Raw genomic sequence first — 24929 nt, forward strand, 5'->3', positions numbered from 1 at the left:
AGGCTAGCTCGGTCGACGCCCGGTGAGACGAACCCACCCTTCGCGAGTGACCGGCTCATCCATCCGCAGCCCCTGCTCGCGATAGGCCTGAAGCACCTGTTCGGCCTGGCCCTCGAGGATGCCGGAGAGCGCCAGGCGCCCCCCGGGAGCAACATGGCTGGCGATCATAGGCGCCATCTCGACCAGTGGCCCGGCGAGGATATTGGCCACCACCACGGGGAATGTCTCCGCGCCGTCGAGCTGCTCGGGGTAGCAGAGCCGCAGGGCCTGTTCCTGTACCCCGTTACGCTCGGCATTGTCGCGACTCGCCGTCAACGCCTGGGGATCGATGTCGGTCGCCACCGCCTGCCTGGCGCCCAGCTTGAGGGCGGCGATGGCCAGGATACCCGAACCGGTGCCGATATCGAGTACCGTCTGGCCCTCGAGGGCCTCGCAGATGGCGAGAGCGTCGAACCAGGCCAGGCAGAGGGCGGTAGTGGGATGTGTGCCGGTACCAAAGGCGAGGCCCGGATCGAGATGCAGGTTGACCGCGCCGGGTTCGGGTGGCGTGTGCCAGCTGGGTACGATCCAAAGGCGTTCACCCATCTGCAGCGGCACGAAGTCCTCCATCCATTCGCGCTCCCAGTCCCGGTCGGCGACCAGCTCCACCTCGATCTCGGGGCAGGGCTCTTCGGGTTGGGCGACGGCCCAGGCGTGTTGCACCCGCTCGAGCATGGCGTCAACGCCTTCGAGGTCGTCGTACAGTCCGGTGAGCACCGTTTCGTGCCACAGCGGCGTGCTGCCGCGCTCGGGCTCGAAGACTGGATCGTCGTGGGCGTCCTGCAGGGTAATGGCAGTAGCCCCCTCGGCGAGCAGCAGCTCCTCGAGGGTCTCGGCCTGTTCCGGGGCGACATGGGCCTTGAGTTGCAGCCAGGGCATGGTATCTCCGATAAGCGGGGGGAAGCGCAAGCGGGGCGGCCGAGGCCGCCCCGCTAATACCGAAGCCGGGAAGGTTAGAGGCCCAGCTTCTTCTCCAGATAGTGGATATTGACGCCACCCTGTCGGAAGTCGCCATCGCGCACCAGATCCTTGTGAAGGTCGGTGTTGGTCTTGATGCCTTCCACCAGCAACTCGTCCAGGGCGACTCGCATGCGGGTCAGTGCGGTTTCACGGTCGCTGCCCCAGGTGATCAGCTTGCCGATCAAGGAGTCGTAGTGGGGCGGCACCGTGTAGCCGGTATAGAGATGGGAGTCCATGCGCACCCCGATGCCGCCCGGGGGGTGAAAGAGCGTCACCTTGCCGGGGGAGGGGATGAAGGTGCGCGGATCCTCGGCGCAGATGCGACACTCGAAGGCGTGGCCGTTGAGGGTGACATCCTCCTGCCGGATGGAGAGCGGCAGACCGGAGGCGATGCGCAGCTGCTCCCGGATGATATCCACACCGGTGACCATCTCGGTGACCGGATGCTCCACCTGCACGCGGGTATTCATCTCGATAAAGAAGAACTGGCCATCTTCGTAGAGAAACTCGAAGGTCCCGGCGCCGCGATAACCGATGGTGATGCATGCCTGGCGACACGCCTCGAGTACATCGGCGCGGGCCTTGGGGTCGAGCTTGGGGGCGGGAGCCTCCTCGATCACCTTCTGATGACGACGCTGCAGCGAGCAGTCGCGGTCATAGAGGTGGATGGCGTTGCCCTGACCGTCGGCCAGCACCTGCACCTCCACGTGACGTGGATTCTGCAGGAACTTCTCCATATAGACGGTGCCGTCACCGAAGGCCGAATGCGCCTCGGTGCGGGTCACGTTGACCGCCGAAAGCAGGTGGGCCTCGGTGTGCACCACGCGCATGCCGCGACCGCCGCCGCCGGCCGCGGCCTTGATGATCACCGGGTAGCCGATGCGGCGTGCGGTGGCCAGAATCTGGGCCTCGTCATCCTCGGGCAGCGGGCCATCGGATCCGGGCACGGTAGGAACGCCAGCCTTCTTCATCGATTCGATGGCACTGACCTTGTCGCCCATCAGGCGAATGGTCTCGGCCCTGGGCCCGATGAAGGTAAAACCGGAGCGTTCCACCTGTTCGGCGAAGTTGGCATTCTCGGCGAGAAAACCGTAACCGGGATGGATGGCACTGCTGTCGGTAACCTCGGCGGCACTGATCAGTGCCGGAATGTTGAGATAGGACTGGGCCGAGGAGGCCGGCCCTATGCACACGACCTCGTCGGCGAGGCGCACATGCATCAGCTCACGGTCGGCCTTGGAGTGGACCGCCACCGTTCTGATACCCAGCTCCTTGCAGGCACGCAGGATGCGCAGGGCAATCTCGCCGCGGTTGGCTATAAGAACCTTGTCCAGCATGATGGGTCCGCCAGTATCGAGTGAATGACCAGTATCGGATAATTGAAGAGAGGGCGACGCTTAGGCGATCACGACCAGGGGCTGATCGTATTCTACCGGCTCGCCATCCTCGACCAGAATGGCCTCGACCACGCCGTCGCGCTCGGCCTCGATCTGGTTCATCATCTTCATGGCCTCAACGATGCACACCGTCTCGCCCTTCTTGACCTGGGAGCCCACTTCAACGAACGCCTTGGCGCCCGGAGCCGGTGAGCGGTAGAAGGTGCCTACCATGGGTGAGGTGATGGCCTGGCCCTGGAAGCTGGGGCCCTCGGCGGCGGCAGGCTCGGCACTCTCGATGGGTGCCGGTGCGGCGGCGGGAGCCGGGTATGCCGCAGGGGCATAGGCCTCAGGCATGCTTGGCTGCCAGCTCACGCCATTGGGGTGACGGCTGATGCGGACCGACTCCTCGCCCTCCTGGATCTCGATTTCGCTGATGTTCGACTCTTCCAGCAGCTCGATCAGCTTCTTGACCTTGCGGATATCCATGACGTTCGTCCCGATCGGTTGGGTGCGGTGAATGGTCGTTGGCCCGGCGCTGTCAACCCGGGCCAAGTTTCATTAGATCGCGGCAAGATGGCGACTCTTCCGCCTCTAAGGACCATGAAAAGGGGGTAGCGGCGGAGTTTGCCGAAAAACCTGTGCGATGTCCAGCATCGCTGAAAACGCTGTTCGAACAACTGTTTGAGGGCGTCTTCCTGACAGGATTGTCCGGGCTTAGGCGTCACTACCCTTATCGATCCAGTCGCGCACACTATTCAGGTGGCCGGCGAGCTCCCTGGCATTCGGAGCGCCTAGTATGCGTGCCTCGCGGATCTCCTCGCCTGCACGGAAGAATAGCAGGCTCGGCGGGCCAAAGAGCTCGAATCGCTCAAGAAGTTCGCGGCTGGTGGCATCGCTGTCGGTGACATCGACGTTGATGCGCGCGAAGTCCGCGAGCGGCTCCGCGACCCGTGGGTCCGGGTAGACCCGGCGTTCGAGCTGTTTGCAGGAGATGCACCAGTCGGCCGTGAAGTGGACGAAGGCGGCCTGATCATTCGGCACGGCGGCGAGCGCCTGGTGCAGCTGATCGAGCCTGTCCACCGTGATGATCTCTTGTGGCGCGGAGGTGTCGGCGAGGGGTGACGAGTTCGCTCCGCCAGTCAGTGGCGCCAGGGGGCGCAGTGGATCGCTGGCGCCACTGGCCGCACCGAGAACCAGCGCCATGGCCCAGGCGAGCAGCAGCAGCCCTAGCGCTTGACGCGCGCGTGCCCATCCCTGAGGGAGGTTGGTGGAAATAGCGCCCAGCGCCACCGCGGTGCCAACCGCCAGGCCGGCCCACAGCAGTAGCACCAGTGTCGCCGGCAGCAGGCGTTCGACCAGCCAGATTGCCACGCCCAGCAGCAGAATACCGAAGGCAATCTTCACACCATTCATCCAGGCCCCGCTGCGCGGCAGCAGGGTGGTGCCAAAGGTGCCGACCAGCAGCAGAGGGACCCCCATGCCCAGTCCCAGGGCGAGCAGGGCGGCTCCGCCCAACAGCGCATCGCCGGTGGTGGAGATGAAGACCAGCGCGCCTGCCAGCGGCGCCGAGACACAAGGGGAGACCACCAGCACCGATAGCGCCCCGGCCAGTGCCAGGCCGGCGGGGCCGCTCCGCTGGGCGCGGGCCTGCCAGCCATCGATACGCTGGGTCAGTCTGGGCGAGAGACGCAGGTCGAAGGCGCCGAGCATGGCCAGGGCGAAGAGGATAAAGAGAATGGCAAAGGTGATCAGCACCGGTGCCGACTGTAGCCGAGCCTGAAGATTGAGTCCGGCGCCGAACAGTCCCATCAGTACCCCGACCAGCGCGTAGGTGAAGGCCATGCCTGCCACATAGCTGGCGGACAGGGCGAAGGCGCGAGGCCGGCTCGGGTTCTGGCCGACGATGATGGAGGAGAGGATCGGCACCATGGGCAGTACACAGGGCGTGAAGGTGAGCCCCAGGCCGGCCAGGAAGAACAGCGCCAGGGCCAGCGGCAGGCTGGCCTCACTCATCAGCGCCTGAAAGCGGCCATCCTCGCTCTGCGGGGCAGCGGGTAGTGTGGAGCTGGCCGAGCTGGTGTCATCGGCCAAGCTGGTGTTGATGACAGAAGTGTTGTCATTCGTGGCCTGCCAGCCGGCAAAGATTGCCGGTGCCTGTTGTTCGGCGGCATCCAGATCGACATGCTCGGGGGGGTAGCAGAGTCCGGCATCGGCACAGCCCTGGAAGGTTACCGTGACCGGTATCACGCCGCTGGCCTCTTCCTCGAAGGGAACCTCGAAGACCAGGGTGTCGCGGAACACATAGGCGTCGCCGAGGAACTCGTCGCTGGTGAAGGTGCCTTCGGGGATCTCGGGATCACCCAGTGCTGCCGCATCGCTCTCTACCGCGAACTGATGGCGATAGAGATAGTGACCCTCAGCAGCTTCCATGCCGATATAGAGAGTCTCGCCATCATGCCAGGCGCTGGGTTGAAAGGCCTCCAGGACCGGCAGAAACTCCGAGTCATCGTTGGAGAACCACTGTGCCTGAGCGACGGTCGGTAGCAGCAACAGCAGTAGCAGGGCGTTCAGGGCGTGGCGTTGAATGCGGATCACGAAAGTCCTGTCCTTGGTTGATAGTGTGGCTGGCGTTCAGACCTCACCTGCCGCACGGGGTTCCGGTGCACCCCCGGGGCAGGGGTAACTCCATCAGGACGCGTTCGCATCAGGAACCTGGTGAGCAGACAGGGGTTAGCTGACCGCGGGTGCTGGTCGGATGCTAGGATAACCCAAGGGGAGGGGGTGTCTTCAGTGAGAGGCGTGGCGAGAGGTGTGCCACGTTGTCGCACATCCCGATGTTTCGTATGGGCATGCTCTTATATTTCGTATAGGCATGCTCTTATGCTTCGTAAAGGAAAGGAACCTGCACATGGCTTGGATGGGCAACCGCGACGCCAAGCGTCGCAAGAAGATGGCAGCGTTGGAGCGACCCGACTACGGCTGGATCTGGAAGCCGCTGCTGGCACTGCTGGTGCTCTATCTGGTGGTGACGCTGGTGCTCGGGGTCTGGTGGAGTCGCACGCCGGCCCCCCATAGCGTCGAGCGGGTGCCCATGGAGCGTCGTGGCGATGCCGGCAGCGAGCCCGCCGCCAGAGGAGCGGTGACGGTGGCTACCCTGGCTTCCATCGTCGAGACGCTTTATGCCAAGCCTGGCGGCTACTTGCGTAACGACCGACTGCCGCCCGGTCTGTGGCTGGACAACATGCCGAGCTGGGAGCAGGGCGTATTGCAGCAGTCGAAGGATCTGGCGCGGGCGCTGCCCTCGATGGACCCAACCGAGGTCGAGTTGCTGGAGGAGGCGGTTCGTGGCCTGGCCGGTGACGGTCTCGACTGGTATCGGCCCGCCACCGAGGACCGCCTGATGTCGGCGGTGACCGCCCTGGACAGCCAGCTGATGGCGTTGAGCGGCATGGAGGCCGAAGGCTTCGTGCCCGGAGCGGGGCTACGTCGCTGGCTGGCCGATGTTCGGGTAAGTCTCGACGACCTGTCGTTGCGTCTGGCTTCGGGTGCCGAGGGGCATGAGCTGCTGCAGGAGCTCGCCATCGACAACGAGGCGCTTCCCGAGGGCACCCCCTGGTATCGAGTCGACAACGTCTTCTTCGAGGCACGCGGCGCCGGCTGGGCGCTGGTGCAGATGCTGGAGGGGGTGCAGCGTGATCAGGCCGATGTGCTGGAGGCGGCCGAGGTGGTCGAGCTGTGGGAGCGTCTGCGGGCGGAACTCGCCATGACCCAGCGTCGCCTGTGGAGCCCCGTGGTGATGAGTGGCCGGGGTTTTGGTCCCTTCGCCAATCATACGCTGGTGATGGCACATCACATCAGCCGGGCCCGCGATCTGGTCGAGTCGATCATCACTCGGCTTGCCGAGAGTGCCGAGCAGGTGGTGGTCGGAGAGGAAGTCCAGCCAACACCCGCCAGCGAACCTGACGTACTCGATGTGGCGCCCAACGCCCAGCCTGATCAGGAAGCTACCGACCATCAGGAAGTCGAGCAGGAGACTGAGCAGAAGGCCGAGCAGGGGGCCGAGTCGGATCAGGCGCCCAGTCTGGATGACCAGGTGGAGCCGGTAGCGCAAGAGGATCAAGCTGCCGAGCAGTGAACTGGCTTCCTTGGCTGGGTTTTCAATGCCCATAAACCACAGCGGGCCGCCTCAAGGGGCGGCCCGCTGCGTTTATGCTCGACGCTCACGACCCGGAGCGCAGAGTGTCGGTGTCCTGAGTGGTTTCTCAATCAGGCCTTGTGATAGGCGTCGGAAGCCTTCTCGATGGCCTTGCGCGCCGCCTCGGCACCTTCCCAGGACTCCACCTTGACCCACTTGCCCTTCTCGAGATCCTTGTAGTTCTCGAAGAAGTGGGCGATCTGCTGGCGCAGGAGTTCAGGCAGGTCGGTCACTTCCTGAACGTCGTCATAGAGGCTGGACAGCTTTTGATGGGGCACGCATACCAGCTTGGCATCTTCGCCCGCTTCATCGGTCATGTTGAGGATGCCCACCGGGCGGGCGCGGATGATGCTGCCGGGCTGTACCGGGCAGGGGGTAACCACCAGGGCGTCCAGGGCGTCACCGTCGTCGGCCAGGGTGTGCGGGATGAAGCCGTAGTTGGCCGGGTAGAACATCGGCGTGGCCATGAAGCGGTCTACCAGCAGGGCACCCATGTCCTTGTCGATCTCATACTTGACCGGCGAGTGGTTGGCCGGAATCTCGATCGCTACATAAATGTCGTTCGGGAGTTCCTTGCCGGCGGGGATATTATCGAAGTTCATCGTCGCTTCCTTGGGTAGGTAGAAGAAGGGGGTGGCAGAAGGTCCTGGCGCGTCGTCTGGAAGAAAAATCCGCGAAATTATACGGGCCAGCCTGACTGAATACCAATTCGACATAGGTGCCGGCGCGATTTTCGGTGCTGGCAAGATGCCACTATGGTCATGCTGTTGCACCCGTGCAGGTCTGCGGCGTGTATGATGGCCGCGCATGATTCATCGGGTAAGGAGAGGCGAGTGTCACCCGCACAGCTGTCATTGAGTTTTGGTCAGGCCTTCGTGGCGCCGGATCGCCGGCGACACCGCAGCTCCATGTCGGTAAGCCTACCCGAGCCACCTCTGCTCAACGCCAAGGGCGCCTGTGCGCTGATCAGCGATGCGACCCAGCGCAATCGCATGGCCAAGCAGGCCGGAGATCTCAGTGTACGTAGCTTCCTGAGCGACTACTACTCCACCCCCGATCACTGGGACATCAAGACATCGGCGACCCGTGTGCTGCGTGCGCTCAATGCCTGGACCTATAGCCAGAGTCGCCAGGTAGCGGACGGCAGTTACGTCACTTCTCTGTCGGCCCTCGTGTTGCGCGGCACCGAGGGCCATCTCTTCCATATGGGTGACACCGTGGTGTTTCGGCTGCGCGGGGCAGAGTTCGAGCAGCTGACGCGAGATCATGTCACCGATCTGGGGGGGTATCGCTACCCTTCGCGTGCGCTGGGCATGGATAACAGCATCGACATCGACTATGCGCGCTTTCCGGTCAAGCAGGGAGATATCTTTCTGTTTACCACCCAGGCGGTGCTGGGCACCTTGATGCCATCCGACTATGTGCAGTTGATCCGGCAGGACGCCAGTGATCTGCATGCCGCCTGCGACCGTCTGGCCGAAGCGGCAGTGCAGCGAGCACAGTCCCGCGGTTACGGTGCCGATCAGTTCTGTTTTCAATTGCTACGCATCGATGAGTTGCCCGAGGAGCAGTCGGATAACCCGGCCAAGGTGTATGGCGAGCTACCGATCCCGCCGGAGCTCTCGCCCGGTGACCGTCTCGAGGGCCTGGAGGTGCAGGCCGTGCTGTCGCGTACAGCGCAGTCACGCGTCTATCGAGTGCGTGACCTCCAGAGCGGGCGTGAGATGGTGATGAAGGCGCCGAGTCCCGAGCTCTCCCTTCGTAATATCTATCTGGAGCATTTCCTGCTGCAGCAGTGGGTGGTGGAGCGCGTCAAGTCCCCCTTCGTGGCGCACATCATGGAGCCGTCGCGGCCGCGGCGCTATCTCTACTATCTGATGGCTTATGTCGAGGGCGAGACGCTGGCCGACTGGGCGCGACGCCACCCCCAGGCGAGCCTCGCCCAGCGGCTGGATATCGCCAATCAACTGGGCAAGGCGGTGCAGGCCCTGCATCACCGGGAACTGCTGCACCAGCTGATCCATCCCGGCAATGTGCTGATCGATGCGCATGGCAAGGTGGTGCTGACCGACTTCAGCGCCTGTCGGGCGCGTGACGGATCGGGGCTCAAGGATGCCCACGAACTACTTCGTCAGGTGGGACTGACCGAACACAGTGCTCCCGAGTATGCGCTAGGGGACGGGATCGGCCGGCGTAGTGACCAGTACTCCTATGCCTCGACGGTCTACTGGCTGCTGACCGGGGAGTTGCCCTACGCGGTATCGCCCAATCGTCTGCTGCGGCATACCGATCTTGAACAGCTGGCCTATCGCAGCGCACGGCAGCGTAACCCCGAGGTGCCCAAGCCGCTCGACGAGGCATTGCGTCGGGCACTGGATCCCCAGCGCGCGCTCCGCTATCGACGCATGTCGGAGTTTCTGCGTGAGCTGCGCCAGCCTCTCGCCACTCTGCAGCGTGAGCCCACGGCGCGTGGCACCTCGAGGAGAGTCCGGGATGCCGGCCAGTTCTGGCAGGGGGTCGCCGCGATACTGCTGTTGTTGCTGGTGCTTTCCTGGTTGCTGCGATAGGCCTGCGGCCAGGCTCAAGGAACTAGGAACGAGGGGCAAGGAGTTGCCCCTCGTGACCTAAAGCTCGAAGTCGGGCAGCTTGCGCTCGACGCGGTGCTTGGCAAGCTTGGCCACCCGGGGCAGGCCGTTATCGAACGGGGGGAAGTCCTCGCCCTGAATCAAGGGCAGCAGGTAGTCACGGCAGGCTTGGGTGATGCCTAGGCCATCCTCGCTGATGTAGTCGCGGGGCATGAACTTCTCGCGGTTGGCGATCTCGGCCAGTGGGGCCGGCTCGATATGCCACTGATAGGGTGTACCCGCCGCCCGCTTGATGGCCGGCATCATCGCATTCTTGCCCTCGATGGCCAGCTCCACCGCCGCTTCGCCGACGGCGTAGGCCTGCTCCACGTCAGTTGCGGAGGCCAGGTGGCGGGCGGCGCGCTGCAGATAATCGGCCACCGCCCAGTGGTACTTGTACCCCAGGTCCTGCTTGACCATGCCGGCCAGGGTCGGCGCCACGCCGCCCAGCTGACGATGGCCGAAGGCGTCGGTGTTGCCGGCATCGGCGAGGAAGGTGCCATCCTCGTAGCGCGCCCCCTCGGAGACCACGATCACGCAGTAGCCGTAGGTCTTGACCGCATAATCGACGCGGGCCATCACCGCTTCGCGGTCGAAGGCGATCTCGGGGAAGATCACCAGGTGGGGCGGCTCGCCCTCGCCCTGGCCGGCCAGGGCGCCGGCGGCGGCGATCCATCCTGCATGGCGTCCCATCACCTCGAGCACGAAGACCTTGGTGGAGGTCGCGCACATGGAGGCGATGTCCAGGGAGGCTTCGAGGGTCGAGGTGGCAATATACTTGGCCACGCTGCCGAAGCCTGGCGAGTTGTCGGTGATCGGCAGGTCGTTGTCCACGGTCTTGGGCACGTGGATGGCGGTGAGCGGGTAGCCGAGTTTCTCGGAGAGCTGCGAGACCTTGAGGCAGGTGTCGGCGCTGTCGCCGCCACCGTTGTAGAAGAAATAGCGGATATCGTGGGCGCGGAACACCTCGATCAGCCGCTCGTACTGGGCGCGGTGGGTCTCGATGTCCTTGAGCTTGTAGCGGCAGGAGCCGAACGCGCCGCCCGGGGTGTGGCGCAGCGCGGCGACCGCCTCGTCTGACTCTCGACTGACGTCGATCAGCTCCTCGGTGAGGGCGCCGATGATGCCGTTGTGGCCGGCATAGACCTTGCCGATCTGGTCGGGATGGCGGCGGCAGGCCTCGATCACGCCACAGGCGCTGGCGTTGATCACGGCGGTGACGCCGCCGGACTGGGCGTAGAAGGCGTTATGGGCCATGGGGCTGTTCTGCTCCTGGTCGTCGCTACTGTTGGGATGGAAGGGGTTGAAGGTGGAGGGGATTCTAGCCGAAACCCCCGCGCCCTGCACCCGGGGGAGCTGGAGGGGCTCCGTGGGGGCGTGCTAGTCTCGCCTCTCCTCGCGCCTTGCGGGCGCGGTCACCACCCATGCTGGAGCGAGTCCCATGCACCTTCATATCCTCGGTATCTGTGGCACCTTCATGGGCAGCCTGGCGCTGTTGGCGCGCGAGCTGGGCCACACGGTCAGCGGCTCGGATGCGGGGGCCTATCCCCCCATGAGCACCCAGCTGGAGGAGGCCGGTATCGCGCTGTGCGAAGGGTACTCGCCCGCCAATCTTGAGCCACGTCCCGACCTGGTGGTGATTGGCAATGCGCTGTCGCGAGGCAATCCCGAGGTGGAGGCGGTGCTCGATGCCGACCTTCCCTATGTCTCGGGCCCCCAGTGGCTGGCCGAGCATGTGTTGCCCGGCCGGCGGGTGATCGCCGTGGCCGGCACCCATGGCAAGACCACCACAGCGAGCCTTGTCGCCTGGCTGCTGGAGTCGGCGGGGCTTGCGCCGGGGTTTCTGATCGGCGGTGTGCCGCGCAACTTCGGTGTCTCGGCTCGCCTCGGTGCGGCAGACGCGCCCTTCGTGGTGGAGGCCGATGAGTACGATACCGCCTTCTTCGACAAGCGCTCCAAATTTGTTCATTACCGACCCAATATCGCCGTACTGGGCAATCTGGAGTTTGATCATGCGGATATCTTCGATGATATCGCCGCGATCGAGCGCCAGTTTCATCATCTAGTGCGCACGGTGCCGGGCAATGGCATGTTGCTGGTGGGCGACGGCGAACCGGCCCTGGAGCGCGTGCTGGCCATGGGAGTCTGGAGCCCGGTCGTGCGTATTGGCGAGGCTCCCACCAGCGCCTGGCGGCTCGAGCTCGAACGCGACGACGCCTCCCGCTTTCGGGTCATTCACCAGGATGCCGATGCCAATGAGGATGCGGTGGTCGACTGGTCCCTGACCGGTCTCTACAACGCTCGTAACGCCCTGGCGGCGCTGGCTGCTGCCCATGCCTGTGGGGTAAGCCTGGATCGGGCGGCCGCCGCCCTGGCGCGCTTCGAGTCCCCGCGGCGACGCCAGGAGGTGCGCGGGGAGGTCGCCAATATCCAGGTGATCGATGACTTCGCTCATCACCCCACGGCGATCGCCGGGACGCTGCAGGGGCTGCGCGCCGCCACCGTGCGGGGGCGGCTGCTGGCGGTGATCGAGCCTCGCTCCAATACCATGCGCCTGGGCACTCTGCGAGATCGTCTGGCTTCCAGCGTGTCCGCCGCCGATATCGTCTTCTGGTATCGACCGGAGGGACTGGACTGGCCCCTGGAGCCCATCATCGCCGAGAGCCCGATACCGGCGCGACTCGAACAGGATCTGGCGACCCTGGTGTCGGCACTCGTCGCCGAGGCGAGGCCCTATGACCGCATCGTGGTGATGTCCAACGGCGGTTTCGGCGGTATTCATGAGAAACTGCTGACAGCACTGGAGGCGGCCCATGGCTGAAGAGTTTGCTGCGCCGGTCACGGTGGCGCTGACCGGCGCCTCCGGCGCGCAATACGGTCTGCGCTTGATCGACGCCCTGGTGGCGGCGAATCATGAAGTGTGGGTGATGATCTCCAAGGCGGCCCATCTGGTGATTGCCACCGAGACCGATGTTGAACTGCCTGCCCGCCCCGAACGGCTGGCCGAGACCCTTGTGGCACGTAGCGGGGCACGGCCGGGTCAGATTCGCTGCTTCGGTCGCGAGGACTGGATGGCCCCGGTGGCCTCCGGCTCCGGCGCCCCTTCGGCCATGGTGATCTGTCCCTGCTCGACCGGGACCCTCTCGGCGGTGGCCACGGGGGCCAGCAACAACCTGATCGAGCGGGCCGCCGACGTGGCCCTCAAGGAGAGGCGCACCCTGGTGCTGGTGCCGCGCGAGACGCCGCTCTCGGCGATCCATCTTCAGCACATGCTCGATCTGACCCGTCTGGGCGCGGTGCTGTTGCCGGCCGCGCCGGGGTTCTATCATCGTCCCGAGACGGTGGATGATCTCATCGACTTTATCGTGGCGCGCATCCTCAATCAGCTAGGGATAGAACACCGCTTGATGCCGCGCTGGGGAGAGTCGGGCCACTAGCTGTTTGGCGCTTGGCCGCTCAGCGCTTGGCCGCTCGGCGCTTCACCGCATAAAACAGTGTGACAGGGAGGTCTCGAACATGATCAATCCGGGTTTGCTGTCGGTATTCCTGCCGACCTTCTTTCTGGTCTCCCTGACGCCGGGAATGTGCATGACCCTGGCCATGGTGCTGGGCATGACCCAGGGCGTTCGCCGCAGCCTGTGGATGATGGCCGGAGAGCTGGCCGGGGTGGGGGTGGTGGCCGCTGCGGCCGGCGTCGGCGTGGCGGCCTTGATGCTTCGTCAGCCGGAGCTCTTTGCGCTGTTCAAGTGGCTCGGTGGTGCCTATCTGGCCTACCTGGGCATCATGATGTGGCGCTCCCGTGGACGCATGGCGATCCCCGAGGAGGGGCTGGAGGTAGCGCCCGCGGGGCGCGGTCAGCTGGCCATGCAGGGGTTCGTGACCGCCGTGGCCAATTCCAAGGGATGGGCCTTCTTCGTGGCGCTGCTGCCCCCCTTTCTCGACGCCGGACGACCGCTGGCCGGCCAGCTCGTCGTGCTGGTGGCGCTGATACTGGTCATCGAGTTTATCTGCCTGCTGCTCTACGCCACCGGTGGCAGCAGACTGCGTCGTCTGCTGGCGCGCGGTGGCAGCGTGCGACTGCTCAACCGTATCGCCGGCACCCTGATGGTCGGGGTAGGGATATGGTTGGCGCTGGGCTGACTCGGCTGAATGGGGGCTGCATGGGGACTGTCCCCTAACCCCATGAATTTGACACCGCCTCGCACCTCGCACCTCGCACCTCGCACCTTGCACCTTAAATCGGCGGCAGCCAGGCGATTCGTGCCGCCGCCAGGCCGAGAGAAGCGACGCTAAGCCAGGGCCAGGGGCAGGGGGCCAGCACGGGGCGTGATCGGGCCTGCCAGGAGAGCTGCACCAGGGCGCAGACGACCAGCCCCAGCAGGGCACCGCCGACCAGATCGCTGAACCAGTGTACCCCGATCATCAGCCGTGAAAACGCCATCAGTGTCACGGCGAGCGTCGCCGCCCAGTAGATCCAGTGGCGCCATGCAGGGGTGAGTTCCCGGGCGACGAAGGCTGCCGCCAGGCCGAACAGCACCACGGCGCTGGAGGTGTGAGCGCTGGGATAGGAGAAGGAGTCGGCCAGATGGGCCGGCGTATCGGGTCGCGGGCGTGCGAATAGCGCCTTGCCCAGGACATTGAGCATTGAGATGCCCAGCAGTCCCGTGATGATATGCCAGAGGGCATCCAGACGTCGTCGCCACAGCAGCCATGCGGCCCAGGGCAGGGCGAGTGCCACCACGCCGAGCAGATCGCCGGCTCGCGCCAGCCCCTGGCCGGCGAGGGTCAGGGCCGGGGTGGCGATCGCCTCGAACAGCATCTGGACCTGACGGTCGATGGGCAGCGGGCCCTGCAGGCCATGCTGCATGACATGCAACGTCCAGCCCGATACCCCGCCCAGCGCCAGAATCAGTAGCAGCAGGCTGCCCAGAGGAACCTCGCCGTCGCTACTCTGGCGCAGCCACAGACCACGCAGTAACGGCTGGCGCCGTACCAGCCCGGCACACAGCCGATAGGCGCGCCCATTTCGGCTCGCGTGGTGGCGCAGCCAGGAGAACGTTACCACCAGCACGAGCAGTATCACGGCCAGCAGCGCCAGCGGTTGGTGAAAGGCTGGAGGCACCTCGATCAGCTGGTCCCACGTCCGTCCCAGAAGATAGCCAGGCAGCACAAAGGCGGGTGCCCACAGGGCGGCGGAGGCCAGGTTGGCCCACAGGAAGGTGCGCGGGGGCATGTGCAGCATGCCGGCGATCAGCGGCACGATAGGTCGAACGGGGCCCACGAAACGCCCCAGAAATACCGACGGTACTCCCTGGCGCTGAAAGAAGCGCGCTCCCCGGGCAAGAAACTCGGGATGGCGTGAGAACGGCCAACACCGGGTCACGCGCTCACGCTGGGTATAGCCCAGCACGAAGCTGGCGCTATCGCCGGCAACCGCACCGAGAAAGGCGGCAAGCAGAGGGGCCGGTAGCGCCAGCTCCTGGTGGCCGGCCATGGAGGCCGCGGCGGTGATCAGTAGCACGCCGGGTACCAGAACGCCCACCACGGCCAGTGACTCCAGCATGGCGATAATGGCGATGATCAGCAGCAACATGCCGGGCGAGGGCGTGAGCTGGCCCAGCAACGAAGCAAGGTCCATGACAAGAGGTCTTCCCGTATCGAAGCCGTCAGGGTTCAGCCGTCGGCGAGTCGTCGCGTGGTGGCATCCAGCCGGCGCTTGAGTTCCATGAAGGGTTGCTTGGGAGAGAGGGGGCAGATGGCACCGCGTACCTCCACCCCGCCGGTGTCGTGGAGGGTGGCGATCGCCGCGGCCTCCTCGATACGCTGGCGTACCAGCAGAGCCCCGCTCTCGCTGGTGCCGGGCATAACCAGCCAGAAGTCGGCATCGCCGATGCGTCCCAGCATATCATGGTCGCGACTATGCTCTGATACGGTAGCGCAGAAGGTATTGAGCAGAGCCTGCCGGGCAAGCCCGCCGAACTGTTCTCCCGCCATCTCCAGCTGTGGCAGATGCAGCACCGCCACGGCGAGTCGTTGATCGAGAAGATCGGCACGTTCCACCTCGCTCTTCAGTCGTTCGAGCAGTGGTGCCGCCTTCAGGGCGGAACACTCCTGATCACGGGGGTCGGTGACGAGCCAAAGCGCATGCTGATGGCGTATTCCCCAGGGGGCGAGCCCCGTGGCGACCACCAGTGTCAGGTAGGCCAGCGATTCTGGAGAGGGTAGTGCGAGGTTGGCCAGCAGCAGCCAGATCGGTGCCAACACCAGGTTCAACAGGGTCGCCTGGCCAAGCGGCAACAGCAGCAGGGTCAGTACCGGGGGCAGCCCTAGCCACAGCAGCCCCGGGGTGGACTCTTTCGGCAGATGGGTGGCGACCAGCAGGTAGCTGCAGGCCAGTACCAGGTAAGCCGACAGGCGCGCCGTCTCCTGCTCCCCCAGGCGCATCAGGGCAGCGGTCAGCATCAGCGGGGCGAACAGGGCGGGCAGAAGAATTCGCGTGTAGTCACCGATCAGGTAGTGCCAGAGCGCCTGGCCAAAGAGCAGCACGGCACCCAGCGCAAACAGGCACGCCAGCAGGCGCGGCGTATCAGGCGTCAGCATGGATCAGAGTCCCAGGTGTCAAGGTGATGGGCAGCTTCTGACGCTCCAGGGCGCGCAGCTCCTCGGCAAGCGAGCGAGCATGCGGCAGAGCGACCACCCGCGCTCGCTCCACCTCACTCAGGCGCTCCAGCAGCTGCTGGCGACGGGGCGTCGCCAGGGCGGCGTCGCGGCTGATCAGTAGTGCCCCCAGGGTGCGCTTATCGAGTCGATAGCAGTGCTCGAAGCCCCGAGTCATCTCACACAGCTGACGCGCCACGCTCCACAGGTGGCGGCGTCGTGTTCGCAGCAGCACGAGTTCGGCATGGGTACCATCGCGCTGGGCGCGGCCCTGCTCCCGGGCCAGGTCACCGGCCAGTCGGGCGCGGGGCCAGAGTCGCTCTCCCGGCACCAGGCTGACCCGCCCCTTGGCCTGGGCGAACAGCGGGGTCAGCCGTCGTGTGCGGATCAGGCCGAGCAGCAGCATCGGGGCGAGCACCAGACCGGCGGTCATGGCCTGCTCGATGGGAAGCTGCCGCGCCACCCAGGCCAGGGATAGTGATGCCAGCAGGACGTTGATCGCCGCCATCCAGGCCGGCTGAGGCAGAATGATCAAGGCGGCCCAGGCCCAGAGCAGGAAGGGGTAGCGGTCGGCCGAAGACCAGAGCAGGGCGCCGAGCAGCAGGCTGGGCAGAAGCTGCCAGGGAATCAGTGGTGGGCGGCGATGGCTGAACTCCACCAGGGTCGCGCTGATGGCGAGCCAGGCGGCGGCCAGGCCAAGCAGCATGGCCTCCGAGTGGTCGCGGGCATAGGGCACCAACAGCGCCGGAAGCAGCGCCGCCAATAGCAGATTGAGGCGTAGCAGGCTGACTTTGTACTTGTTATGCATGGTGGCTTACTATGACCCCCCTTATCTGCAACGAGCCCATCGAGCGCCAGTATAGCGCCATTGCGGCTCGTTCTGGCCCCGCTTACAGGAGACACCTTCTGGCATGACAGCTCAAGTCCAGCGCGACGGCGCCGCCGCGGCAGGCGCCGCAGAGATCCGCGATATTGATGCCTACATGACCGGCCTTGGAGAGGTGGCACGGCGTGCCGCCGCGAGTCTGCGCCGTACGCCCACTGGACCCAAGAATGCCGCGCTGCTGGCCATGGCCGAGAGGCTGGAGGCATCGCGGGAGGAGATCTTGTCGGCCAATGCCCGTGACCTTGCGCGGGGGCGCGAAACCGGCCTGGACGATGCGCTGCTCGATCGCCTTGCGCTGGACGACCAACGAGTCGATGGCATGATCGAGGGCTTGCGTCAGGTGGCGTCGCTGCCCGACCCGGTGGGAGAGATCGACGGACTAAGAGCGCGTCCCAGCGGTATTCAGGTGGGCCAGATGCGGGTCCCCCTGGGGGTGATCGGCATCATCTACGAGTCACGGCCCAACGTCACCCTCGAGGCGGCCAGTCTGTGTCTCAAGTCGGGCAACGCCGCCATCCTGCGCGGCGGTTCCGAGGCGCGCGACTCCAATGCCGCCATCGCGACCTGTATCCGTGAGGGGCTGACGGCCGCAGGGCTGCCGGAGGGAGCCGTGCAGGTGGTGGCAACCACCGACCGCGCCGCCGTGGGTCGCCTGATCGCCATGCCCGAATTTGTCGATGTGATCATTCCGCGAGGCGGCAAGTCGCTGATCGAGCGCATCTCGCGTGAGGCACGCGTGCCGGTGATCAAGCACCTCGATGGTATCTGTCATGTCTATCTGGATGCCACGGCGGACCCCGACAAGGCGCTGGCGATCGCCGTGAATGCCAAGACTCACCGCTACGGCACCTGCAACACCATGGAGACGTTGCTGGTGGATGCGCCTCTGGCCGCGTCGCTGTTGCCGAAGCTCGCGGCGGCCTACGCCGAACATGGCGTCGAACTGCGGGGTTGCGAGCGCACCCGCGCGATATTGCCGCAGGTCTCGGTGGCCGTTGAAGAGGATTGGCAGACCGAGTATCTGGCCCCGGTGCTGGCGATTCGCGTGGTCGATGGCATCGATGCCGCCATGGCACATATCGAGTGCTACAGCTCTCATCACACCGATGCCATCGTCACCGAATCCTGGAGTCTTGCACGGCGGTTCCTGGCCGAGGTCGACTCCAGTTCGGTAATGATCAATGCCTCGACCCGCTTCGCCGATGGCTTCGAGTACGGCCTGGGTGCCGAGATTGGCATCTCGACCGACAAGTTGCACGCCCGCGGGCCAGTGGGCCTGGAGGGCCTCACCACACGCAAGTATGTGGTACTGGGCGATGGCCAGGTCCGCCAGTGAGGGAGCGGCAACGCCTGGGGCAGGGAGGTCGCCCGGCGCGCATCGCCATGCTGGGTGGCACCTTCGACCCGGTACATCTGGGGCATCTACGCAGCGCCGTCGAGTTGCGAGAGGCACTGGCGCTCGATCGCGTCCACCTGATCCCCGCCAAGGCGCCGCCGCTGCGCGGTGAACCCAGCGTCTCGCCTGCCGAGCGCCTGGCACTGCTGCGCCTGGGGATCGGCGATACCCCGGGGCTGGTCGCCGACGACCGCGAACTATGGCGCGAGGGCCCCTCCTACAGCGCCGATACGCTGGCGTCACTGCGAGAAGAGCTGGGCAGCGAGGCGCGACTCGTCATGGCGCTGGGTCATGATGCCTTCCTGCGCCTGGCCGATTGGCATGCGCCACAGCGGCTGTTCGAGCTGGCCCACCTGGTGGTGGTAGACCGCCCCGATCATCAGGCGGCGCTGCCGGTCGCGCTGCGTGACCTGGTCGCCGGGCGCGAAAGCGACGATGTCGACGCCCTGATGGCGCGTCCCGCCGGCGGTCTGCTTCGCCTGCGGCTGCCATCCCGAATGGCGATCTCGGCAACGGAGCTGCGTCGACGCCTCGCCAGAGGGCTCAGCGTTCGCTATCTGCTGCCCGAGGCGGTAGAGGCACACATCATGGACCACAACCTCTATCGTCGGTCTTGACGATATGTCGACCAGGTGGAAAAGCCCCGGACTCAGTTGAGGGGGCCTCGACTGAACGAAACCTGTCAGACGAAGGTCAAGGCGTTACAATGGTCATTCAACGACAGCCCACAGAAGACCCTATGCATAACGATGCTCTCAAGACTCTAGCGGTGGATGCGCTGGAAGAACTCAAGGCCAAGGATATTGTTCAGCTGGATGTTTCGCGGCTTACCAGCGTGACGGATCTGATGATCATCGCCAGCGGTACCTCCACCCGTCATGTAGCCGCGCTGGCACAGCGAGTGGTGGAGCGTGCCAAGGAGCAGGGCCTGCAGCCCCGCGGTGTCGAGGGGGAAGCCGGTGCCGACTGGGTACTGGTCGATCTGGGTAGCCTGGTGGTGCACGTGATGCTGCCCGAGACCCGCCAATTGTATGATCTGGAGCGACTCTGGGCCGACCTGCCCAGCGACCTGGAGCGTGAAAGCGAGCTTTCGGGTACATGAAGGTACGGCTTTTGGCGGTGGGTACGCGCATGCCCGCCTGGGTGACCGAAGGTGTCGAAGAGTACCGCAAGCGCCTGCCTCGCGATTTTGCCCTGCAGGTGGAGGAGATCCCTCCCGGACAGCGCGGCAAGAATGCCGATCTTGCGCGCGCCATGGCGAGCGAGGCCGAGCGGATCCGGGCCAAGCTGCGTGGCGATGAGCATGTGGTCGCCCTGGAGGTGGGTGGCAAGGCATGGAGCACCGAACGCCTGGCCGAACAGGCCGAGGCCTGGCGACTGGCGGGACGTGATGTTGCCCTGCTGGTCGGTGGGCCCGAGGGTCTGGCACCGGAGCTCTCCGCCGCGGCCGACCAGCGCTGGTCACTGTCGCCGCTGACCCTGCCTCACCCCCTGGTGCGTATCCTGCTGGCCGAGCAGCTCTATCGCGCCTGGACGCTGATGGTTGGCCATCCCTACCATCGCTGAGTCGTCGACTCGCCCACCGGACACTCCATGCGCAAGCGGTCACGTCAAAATCTCAAGAGCCCCGAACAGGAGCTGCGCATCTTTCGGGTGCGTGCGCTGCTTGCGCTGCTGGTGGTGTTTGCCCTGACCGGCCTGCTGATGGGCCGGCTGGCCTATCTTCAGATCGTGCAGCACGAGGTCTACACCACTCGCTCCGAGAAGAATCGAGTGCGGGTCGAGCCACTGCCACCCACGCGTGGCTTGATCTACGACCGCAACGGTGAGCTGCTGGCCGAGAACCGGCCGACCTATAACCTCACCCTGGTGCGTGAACGGGTCGAGGATCTCGACGCCACCCTGAATCGTCTGGTGGAGATTCTCGAACTGCCCCCTGAAGAGGTAGAGGCCTTCCGTGTGCGCTCGCGCCAGCGTCAGCGGCCTTTCCAGCCGGCGCTGCTGATGAGCGACCTCGACGAGGGGCAGATCGCGCGGCTGGCGGTCAATCGCCACCTGCTGCCGGGGGTCGAGGTGGAAGCGCAGCTGCTTCGCTACTACCCCGATGCCGAGGTAATGGCCCATGCCCTGGGCTATGTGGGACGCATCAATGCCGAGGAGCTCGCGCGCCTGGATACGGGGCGCTATGCGGGGACCCATTTTATCGGCAAGACCGGCGTCGAGCGCTTCTACGAGGACGAGCTGCATGGCGAGTCCGGCCTGCGCAAGGTGGAGACCAACGCCAGGGGCCGAGTGCTCCGCGAGCTCGGGCGCACCGACCCCACGCCCGGCAAGGACCTGACCCTGACGCTGGACAAGAAGCTCCAGCATCTGGCCTACGATCTGCTTGATGGTCGGCGAGGTGCCATCGTCGCCATCGAGCCCGCCACCGGAGGAATCCTGGCGATGGTCTCGGCGCCGGGCTACGACACCAATCAGTTCGTTACCGGCATCGATGTGGCCTCGTATCGTGGATTGCAGGAAGATCTGGATCTGCCGCTCTACAATCGAGCGATCCGCGGTCACTACCCTCCCGGCTCCACCATCAAGCCATTCCTGGCCCTGGCGGGCCTTGTCGAAGGCGTGATCACGCCCGACGATACCATCTACGATCCTGGCTATTTTCAGCTGCCCAACGACAAGCGGCGCTATCGAAACTGGCTGCGCTGGGGGCATGGCCGGGTCGATCTCGAACGCTCCATCGCCGTCTCCAACAACACCTACTACTACACCCTGGCGCACGAGCTGGGCATCGACCGCATTCATGCCAACATGACCAACTTCGGTTTCGGCACACGGGTCGGCCACGACATCTTCGGCGAGAGCCGTGCCCTGATGCCATCCCGGGAGTGGAAGCGCGAGCGTTACAATCAACCCTGGTACCCCGGAGAGACGCTGTCGGTGGGGATCGGTCAGGGCTATTGGCAGATCACGCCGCTGCAGCTGGCAACGGCCACCGCGGTGCTGGCCAATCGTGGTACCTGGGTCAAGCCGCGCCTGGCCATGCGCCTCGGCGATGAGGCACTGCCGACCCCCCTGGCGGATACCCCCCAGGATATCGAGTTGGCCAACGAGGGGTGGTGGGATCGTGTCTTCTCCGGCATGGAGAAGGTGATCTCCGGTCGTGAAGGAACCGCGCGACGCACGGGGGTAGGGCTCGAGTATCGCATGGGGGGCAAGTCGGGCACCGCTCAGGTCTTCTCGCTGGGACAGGACCAGAAATATAACGCCGATGAACTGGCCGAGCGGCTGCGTGACCACGCTCTCTTCATGGCCTTCGCGCCGATTGAGTCACCCCGGATCGCGGTGGCGGTGATCGTCGAAAACGCCGGTGGTGGCAGCACGCATGCGGCCCACCTGGCCCGAGCGATGACCGATGCCTGGCTGCTGGACGACCAGCAGCCCGATGCAGAGCAGATCCGTGAGGAGATGGAGGAAGAATGAGCGTTCGGCGGAGTACTGATCCATGGCGTTGAGTGGATTGTCGCGTCACTGGCGGCCCCACCCGGTCAAGGCGTCGGCCAGTGGTATGGCGCGTCGACGCGGCTTCTGGGAGCGGGTGCATCTGGATCCCTGGCTGCTCGGCATGCTGCTGGTACTGATGGGGGCCGGCCTGGTCGTGATGTACAGCGCCAGTGGTCAGCGTATCGATACCGTGATCTCCCAGGGTGTCCGTTTCGGCGTGGCGCTGGGGGTAATGGTGGTGATCGCCCAGTTCAGCTCGGCGACCCTGATGCGCTGGGCGCTGCCGGCCTATCTGCTCGGCGTGGTGATGCTGATAGCGGTAGAGCTGGTCGGAGATACCGGCATGGGGGCCCAGCGCTGGCTGGTGGTGCCGGGCGTGATCCGCTTCCAGCCCTCCGAGCTGATGAAGCTGGCGATGCCGCTGATGGTGGCCGCCTACCTGAGTCGACGTGAATTGCCGCCCAGGCTCGGGGATCTTGCGGTATGTGCACTGATCATCGGGGCACCGGTGGTGCTGATCGCCAAGCAGCCCGATCTGGGGACGTCGCTGCTGGTGGCGACCGCGGCGATCTTCGTGGTGCTGCTGGCGGGGCTCTCCTGGCGCATCATCGGGCTACTCACCGCCCTGGCCGCGGCGGCGCTGCCACTCCTGTGGATGAACATGCACGACTATCAGCGCCGGCGCGTGCTGACCTTTCTCGACCCCAACAGCGATCCGCTGGGAGCCGGCTGGAACATCATCCAGTCCACCACCGCCATCGGCAGTGGTGGCGTGTTGGGCAAGGGCTGGCTGGAGGGCACCCAGTCCCAGCTCGAATTCCTGCCAGAGCGCCATACCGACTTTATCGTCGCGGTGCTGGGTGAGGAGTTCGGCCTGGTGGGCATGCTGACCTTCCTGCTGCTCTATCTGCTGATCGTCTGCCGCGGACTGTGGCTCGCTGCCGAGGCCCAGGAGACCTTCGGGCGCCTGTTGGCCGGCAGCATCATCCTGACCTTCTTTATCTATGTATTCGTCAATATCGGCATGGTCAGCGGCATCCTGCCGGTGGTCGGTGTGCCGCTGCCGCTGGTCAGCTATGGCGGCACCTCCAGCGTGACCTTGATGGCCGGTTTCGGTATTCTCATGGCCATTCATGCCCACCGCCGGCTGCTGCCTCGCTGACCGCGGTAGGGTCTGGCATCGACAGGGGAGAGCGTACATGACGTCGTCATGGATTCATGGAAGGAAGAGGCGCCTGGCGACGGTGGCCTGTGCCGCCTTGCTGGCCAGCTCGACGCTGGCGGCACAGGAGCTTTCGCCCACACGGCATTTTTCGCCCACTCAGCATGGCGGTGCCCGGCAGCTGGTCGATGAGCTGGCCGATGACGGAATCGAGCGTGCCTGGCTGGAGAGTGCCATGCAGCAGGCACGTTATCGCCAGGAGGTTCTCGACGCCATGTCGGGCGCCGCCGAGCGGCGCCTGCGCTGGGACGAGTATCGGGCGATCTTCCTGGATGACGAGCGCATCGAGGCAGGCGCTGCCTTTATCGAGGCGCACCCGGAGGCCTTCGCCCGCGCCGAGGCGACCTATGGGGTTCCCGGGGAGATCATCGCCGCCATTCTCGGCGTCGAGACCCGCTACGGGCGCATCACCGGCCGGCACCCTGTGCTCGACTCCCTGGCGACCCTGGCCTTCCACCATCCACGACGCGGCGACTTCTTCCGCGGCGAACTGGCGGCCTTCCTGGAGATCGCCTACCAGCAGCAGGTTGCGCCGAACGAGCCCCAGGGCTCCTATGCCGGTGCCATGGGCTATCCGCAGTTTATCCCCACCAGCTACCGCGCCTATGCCGTCGACTTCGATGGCGATGGCCTGCGCGACCTCTGGAACAACCCGGTGGATGCCATCGGCAGCGTGGCCAACTACTTCGCCGAGCACGGCTGGCAGGCCGGTGAGCCGGTACTGTATCAGGCCTCGGGTCCCGCACGGCCACCCGAGGAGATCGACTTCAATCGCGCGGCACGGCGCCCCGCGGCAAGTGTGCAAACGCTGCGTGATGCCGGCATCGAGGTTCCCGCGGCATTGCCCGATGAGCAGCTTCTGCTGCCGGTGGCGCTGGAAGACGGAGAAGGCAACTGGCGCTATGTGCTGGGAGACGTCAACTTCTACGTGATTACCCGCTACAACCATAGTCATCTTTACGCCATGGCGGTGATGGAGCTGGCCGAGGCCATCGCGAAGGCGCGTGACCTCGAGGGCGGCTGGCACCTGGCGGTGGATATCGATGACGAGGAGGCGCGTCGATGAGGCTACGCTGGTTGGGCATCGCCCTCGCCGCCACCCTGGTCGGTTGTGCCGGCGGCGGCGGACCCAAGCCGGGCGGGTCGGGACAGGCCGATACGATATCCCAGGTTGGGCGATATGCCATGTCCGGCGATGCCTACCCCGAGGAGCCGCCGGATGTCAGTCGAGTCGCCGATGCGCAGCCGCGCCATGAGCCCCGCTCACGAGGCGGCAATCGGCCCACCTACCAGGTGTGGGGCAAGACCTATCACGTGCTGCCCGATGCCAGCGGCTACGTGAAGCAGGGGACGGCCTCCTGGTATGGGAAGAAGTTCCACGGTTACGCCACCTCCAATGGCGAGATCTACGACATGTACAAGATGTCGGCGGCCCATCGCTCACTGCCGCTGCCGACCTTTGCCCGGGTCACCAGTCTGGACAACGGCCGCTCGGTGATCGTCAGGGTGAATGACCGTGGCCCCTTCCATAGTGACCGCGAGATCGACCTCTCCTATGCCGCGGCGGCGCGCCTGGACATTCTCGACAACGGCACTGGCCGGGTGCGGGTCGAGGCCATCGACGTCGATCGCTGGCTGGCCGAGAACGGTAGCGGCAGGGCGGGTGAGAGTGGCACCGTCGAGCGCCAGGACGTCGTCCAGGCGGCGACGTCACCGGCGGCCCCGGTGTCTGACCAGACGCCTGCCACGCAGGCCCAGGCACCGGAGGGTCGCCCCCTGGAGAGTAGTTCCCTGGATGGCGATGGCCGCACCACGGAACGCCCGCTCTATCTTCAGGTGGCCGCGCTGGGTTCTGCCAGCAATGCCCGGGCGCTGCGTGCCCGGCTCGAGCGCGAGCTGACGCAGCCGGTGCGTGTGGCAGGGGGCTCGGGGGTCCATCGCGTGCAGGTGGGCCCCATTACGCGTGCCGATCAGCTCGAGCCGCTGCGTCAGGCGCTGCAGCGCGCCGGCTTCGGCGATAGCTTTATCGTCAAGGGGGCCGAGTGATCGGTCTCCACTCCCTTTTCC

At 65.3% G+C, this 24929-nt stretch carries 22 protein-coding genes; 13 read left to right on the forward strand and 9 right to left on the reverse strand.

Annotated elements, in window-relative coordinates; translation table 11 throughout:
* Positions 1 to 3: 3 nt before the first annotated feature.
* The 4 genes from prmA to dsbD form a co-directional block, all read right to left on the reverse strand.
* Complete coding sequence (gene prmA, locus GRB80_RS01420) at positions 4 to 918, reverse strand: 50S ribosomal protein L11 methyltransferase (RefSeq protein ID WP_132041498.1); 915 nt, start codon at positions 916 to 918, stop codon at positions 4 to 6.
* 74 nt (positions 919 to 992) lie between these two features.
* Positions 993 to 2336, reverse strand: a complete 1344-nt coding sequence (gene accC, locus GRB80_RS01425; protein WP_161422292.1) for an acetyl-CoA carboxylase biotin carboxylase subunit — start codon at positions 2334 to 2336, stop codon at positions 993 to 995.
* A 60-nt stretch (positions 2337 to 2396) separates the two neighbouring features.
* Positions 2397 to 2864, reverse strand: a complete 468-nt coding sequence (gene accB, locus GRB80_RS01430; RefSeq protein ID WP_132041500.1) for an acetyl-CoA carboxylase biotin carboxyl carrier protein — start codon at positions 2862 to 2864, stop codon at positions 2397 to 2399.
* Between the two features lie 228 nt (positions 2865 to 3092).
* Positions 3093 to 4973 carry a protein-disulfide reductase DsbD gene (dsbD, locus tag GRB80_RS01435; protein ID WP_161422293.1) on the reverse strand — a complete coding sequence of 627 codons (1881 nt, stop codon included), beginning with the start codon at positions 4971 to 4973 and terminating at the stop codon, positions 3093 to 3095.
* A gap of 313 nt (positions 4974 to 5286) precedes the next feature.
* Between dsbD and GRB80_RS01440 the strand changes: the two genes are divergently transcribed.
* On the forward strand, positions 5287 to 6513 hold the full coding sequence (locus GRB80_RS01440; protein ID WP_161422294.1) for a DUF2333 family protein: 1227 nt from the start codon (positions 5287 to 5289) through the stop codon (positions 6511 to 6513).
* A 131-nt stretch (positions 6514 to 6644) separates the two neighbouring features.
* On the opposite strand, the gene ppa is transcribed toward GRB80_RS01440, so the two are convergent.
* A complete protein-coding gene (gene ppa / locus GRB80_RS01445; RefSeq protein ID WP_132041503.1) occupies positions 6645 to 7175 on the reverse strand; it encodes an inorganic diphosphatase in 531 nt (176 codons plus the stop codon).
* 231 nt (positions 7176 to 7406) lie between these two features.
* Between ppa and GRB80_RS01450 the strand changes: the two genes are divergently transcribed.
* Positions 7407 to 9140, forward strand: a complete 1734-nt coding sequence (locus GRB80_RS01450; protein ID WP_132041504.1) for a bifunctional protein-serine/threonine kinase/phosphatase — start codon at positions 7407 to 7409, stop codon at positions 9138 to 9140.
* A gap of 57 nt (positions 9141 to 9197) precedes the next feature.
* Here the strand turns inward: GRB80_RS01450 and GRB80_RS01455 are convergent, their stop codons facing one another.
* On the reverse strand, positions 9198 to 10454 hold the full coding sequence (locus GRB80_RS01455) for a 6-phosphofructokinase (protein WP_132041505.1): 1257 nt from the start codon (positions 10452 to 10454) through the stop codon (positions 9198 to 9200).
* A 184-nt stretch (positions 10455 to 10638) separates the two neighbouring features.
* Between GRB80_RS01455 and mpl the strand changes: the two genes are divergently transcribed.
* From mpl to GRB80_RS01470, 3 genes are all read left to right on the forward strand, one after another.
* Positions 10639 to 12018 (forward strand): UDP-N-acetylmuramate:L-alanyl-gamma-D-glutamyl-meso-diaminopimelate ligase, encoded by a 1380-nt coding sequence (gene mpl, locus GRB80_RS01460; protein ID WP_161422295.1) that lies wholly within the window; start codon positions 10639 to 10641, stop codon positions 12016 to 12018.
* Positions 12011 to 12634 (forward strand): flavin prenyltransferase UbiX, encoded by a 624-nt coding sequence (locus tag GRB80_RS01465; RefSeq protein WP_132041507.1) that lies wholly within the window; start codon positions 12011 to 12013, stop codon positions 12632 to 12634. The genes mpl and GRB80_RS01465 overlap by 8 nt, the downstream gene beginning before the upstream one ends.
* 79 nt (positions 12635 to 12713) lie before the next feature.
* The gene (locus GRB80_RS01470) at positions 12714 to 13337 is read left to right on the forward strand and encodes a LysE family translocator (RefSeq protein WP_202597144.1); all 624 of its coding nucleotides are present in this window, start codon (positions 12714 to 12716) and stop codon (positions 13335 to 13337) included.
* 94 nt (positions 13338 to 13431) lie between these two features.
* Here the strand turns inward: GRB80_RS01470 and GRB80_RS01475 are convergent, their stop codons facing one another.
* Genes GRB80_RS01475 through GRB80_RS01485 form a run of 3 tightly spaced genes read right to left on the reverse strand, consistent with a single transcriptional unit; the run spans position 13432 to position 16662 of the window.
* Complete coding sequence (locus GRB80_RS01475) at positions 13432 to 14835, reverse strand: bifunctional DedA family/phosphatase PAP2 family protein (RefSeq protein ID WP_161422296.1); 1404 nt, start codon at positions 14833 to 14835, stop codon at positions 13432 to 13434.
* Between the two features lie 35 nt (positions 14836 to 14870).
* On the reverse strand, positions 14871 to 15797 hold the full coding sequence (locus GRB80_RS01480; RefSeq protein ID WP_161422297.1) for a diguanylate cyclase domain-containing protein: 927 nt from the start codon (positions 15795 to 15797) through the stop codon (positions 14871 to 14873).
* A complete protein-coding gene (locus tag GRB80_RS01485) occupies positions 15784 to 16662 on the reverse strand; it encodes a hypothetical protein (protein ID WP_161422298.1) in 879 nt (292 codons plus the stop codon). Before GRB80_RS01485 ends, GRB80_RS01480 begins: the two co-directional genes overlap by 14 nt.
* A gap of 103 nt (positions 16663 to 16765) precedes the next feature.
* Between GRB80_RS01485 and GRB80_RS01490 the strand changes: the two genes are divergently transcribed.
* The 8 genes from GRB80_RS01490 (at position 16766) to GRB80_RS01525 (ending at position 24908) form a co-directional block, all read left to right on the forward strand.
* A complete protein-coding gene (locus GRB80_RS01490) occupies positions 16766 to 18076 on the forward strand; it encodes a glutamate-5-semialdehyde dehydrogenase (protein ID WP_161422299.1) in 1311 nt (436 codons plus the stop codon).
* Between the two features lie 47 nt (positions 18077 to 18123).
* Positions 18124 to 18753, forward strand: a complete 630-nt coding sequence (gene nadD, locus GRB80_RS01495; protein WP_161424200.1) for a nicotinate-nucleotide adenylyltransferase — start codon at positions 18124 to 18126, stop codon at positions 18751 to 18753.
* A gap of 122 nt (positions 18754 to 18875) precedes the next feature.
* Positions 18876 to 19238 (forward strand): ribosome silencing factor, encoded by a 363-nt coding sequence (gene rsfS, locus GRB80_RS01500; RefSeq protein WP_132041512.1) that lies wholly within the window; start codon positions 18876 to 18878, stop codon positions 19236 to 19238.
* Entirely contained in the window at positions 19235 to 19702 is a 468-nt protein-coding gene (gene rlmH / locus GRB80_RS01505; RefSeq protein ID WP_132041513.1) for a 23S rRNA (pseudouridine(1915)-N(3))-methyltransferase RlmH, read from the forward strand. The genes rsfS and rlmH overlap by 4 nt, the downstream gene beginning before the upstream one ends.
* 27 nt (positions 19703 to 19729) lie before the next feature.
* The gene (gene mrdA, locus GRB80_RS01510) at positions 19730 to 21619 is read left to right on the forward strand and encodes a penicillin-binding protein 2 (RefSeq protein ID WP_161422300.1); all 1890 of its coding nucleotides are present in this window, start codon (positions 19730 to 19732) and stop codon (positions 21617 to 21619) included.
* A gap of 22 nt (positions 21620 to 21641) precedes the next feature.
* Positions 21642 to 22802: a rod shape-determining protein RodA gene (gene rodA / locus GRB80_RS01515; protein ID WP_132041515.1), complete on the forward strand. Its 1161-nt coding sequence runs from the start codon at positions 21642 to 21644 to the stop codon at positions 22800 to 22802.
* Positions 22803 to 22839: 37 nt separating this feature from the next.
* The gene (mltB, locus tag GRB80_RS01520; protein WP_161422301.1) at positions 22840 to 23928 is read left to right on the forward strand and encodes a lytic murein transglycosylase B; all 1089 of its coding nucleotides are present in this window, start codon (positions 22840 to 22842) and stop codon (positions 23926 to 23928) included.
* Positions 23925 to 24908 (forward strand): septal ring lytic transglycosylase RlpA family protein, encoded by a 984-nt coding sequence (locus tag GRB80_RS01525; RefSeq protein WP_161422302.1) that lies wholly within the window; start codon positions 23925 to 23927, stop codon positions 24906 to 24908. The genes mltB and GRB80_RS01525 overlap by 4 nt, the downstream gene beginning before the upstream one ends.
* Positions 24909 to 24929: the final 21 nt, after the last annotated feature.

Source organism: Halomonas icarae (assembly GCF_009901955.1).
In the GTDB taxonomy this organism is placed as follows: domain Bacteria; phylum Pseudomonadota; class Gammaproteobacteria; order Pseudomonadales; family Halomonadaceae; genus Halomonas; species Halomonas icarae.

Coding starts and splice junctions, on each gene's coding strand:
- prmA (WP_132041498.1), bottom strand. CDS start 918: ATGCCCTGGCTGCAACTCAAGGCCCATGTCGCCCCGGAACAGGCCGAG.
- accC (WP_161422292.1), bottom strand. CDS start 2,336: ATGCTGGACAAGGTTCTTATAGCCAACCGCGGCGAGATTGCCCTGCGC.
- accB (WP_132041500.1), bottom strand. CDS start 2,864: ATGGATATCCGCAAGGTCAAGAAGCTGATCGAGCTGCTGGAAGAGTCG.
- GRB80_RS01440 (WP_161422294.1), top strand. CDS start 5,287: ATGGCTTGGATGGGCAACCGCGACGCCAAGCGTCGCAAGAAGATGGCA.
- ppa (WP_132041503.1), bottom strand. CDS start 7,175: ATGAACTTCGATAATATCCCCGCCGGCAAGGAACTCCCGAACGACATT.
- GRB80_RS01455 (WP_132041505.1), bottom strand. CDS start 10,454: ATGGCCCATAACGCCTTCTACGCCCAGTCCGGCGGCGTCACCGCCGTG.
- mpl (WP_161422295.1), top strand. CDS start 10,639: ATGCACCTTCATATCCTCGGTATCTGTGGCACCTTCATGGGCAGCCTG.
- GRB80_RS01465 (WP_132041507.1), top strand. CDS start 12,011: ATGGCTGAAGAGTTTGCTGCGCCGGTCACGGTGGCGCTGACCGGCGCC.
- GRB80_RS01470 (WP_202597144.1), top strand. CDS start 12,714: ATGATCAATCCGGGTTTGCTGTCGGTATTCCTGCCGACCTTCTTTCTG.
- GRB80_RS01475 (WP_161422296.1), bottom strand. CDS start 14,835: ATGGACCTTGCTTCGTTGCTGGGCCAGCTCACGCCCTCGCCCGGCATG.
- GRB80_RS01480 (WP_161422297.1), bottom strand. CDS start 15,797: ATGCTGACGCCTGATACGCCGCGCCTGCTGGCGTGCCTGTTTGCGCTG.
- GRB80_RS01485 (WP_161422298.1), bottom strand. CDS start 16,662: ATGCATAACAAGTACAAAGTCAGCCTGCTACGCCTCAATCTGCTATTG.
- GRB80_RS01490 (WP_161422299.1), top strand. CDS start 16,766: ATGACAGCTCAAGTCCAGCGCGACGGCGCCGCCGCGGCAGGCGCCGCA.
- nadD (WP_161424200.1), top strand. CDS start 18,124: ATGCTGGGTGGCACCTTCGACCCGGTACATCTGGGGCATCTACGCAGC.
- rsfS (WP_132041512.1), top strand. CDS start 18,876: ATGCATAACGATGCTCTCAAGACTCTAGCGGTGGATGCGCTGGAAGAA.
- rlmH (WP_132041513.1), top strand. CDS start 19,235: ATGAAGGTACGGCTTTTGGCGGTGGGTACGCGCATGCCCGCCTGGGTG.
- mrdA (WP_161422300.1), top strand. CDS start 19,730: ATGCGCAAGCGGTCACGTCAAAATCTCAAGAGCCCCGAACAGGAGCTG.
- rodA (WP_132041515.1), top strand. CDS start 21,642: ATGGCGTTGAGTGGATTGTCGCGTCACTGGCGGCCCCACCCGGTCAAG.
- mltB (WP_161422301.1), top strand. CDS start 22,840: ATGACGTCGTCATGGATTCATGGAAGGAAGAGGCGCCTGGCGACGGTG.
- GRB80_RS01525 (WP_161422302.1), top strand. CDS start 23,925: ATGAGGCTACGCTGGTTGGGCATCGCCCTCGCCGCCACCCTGGTCGGT.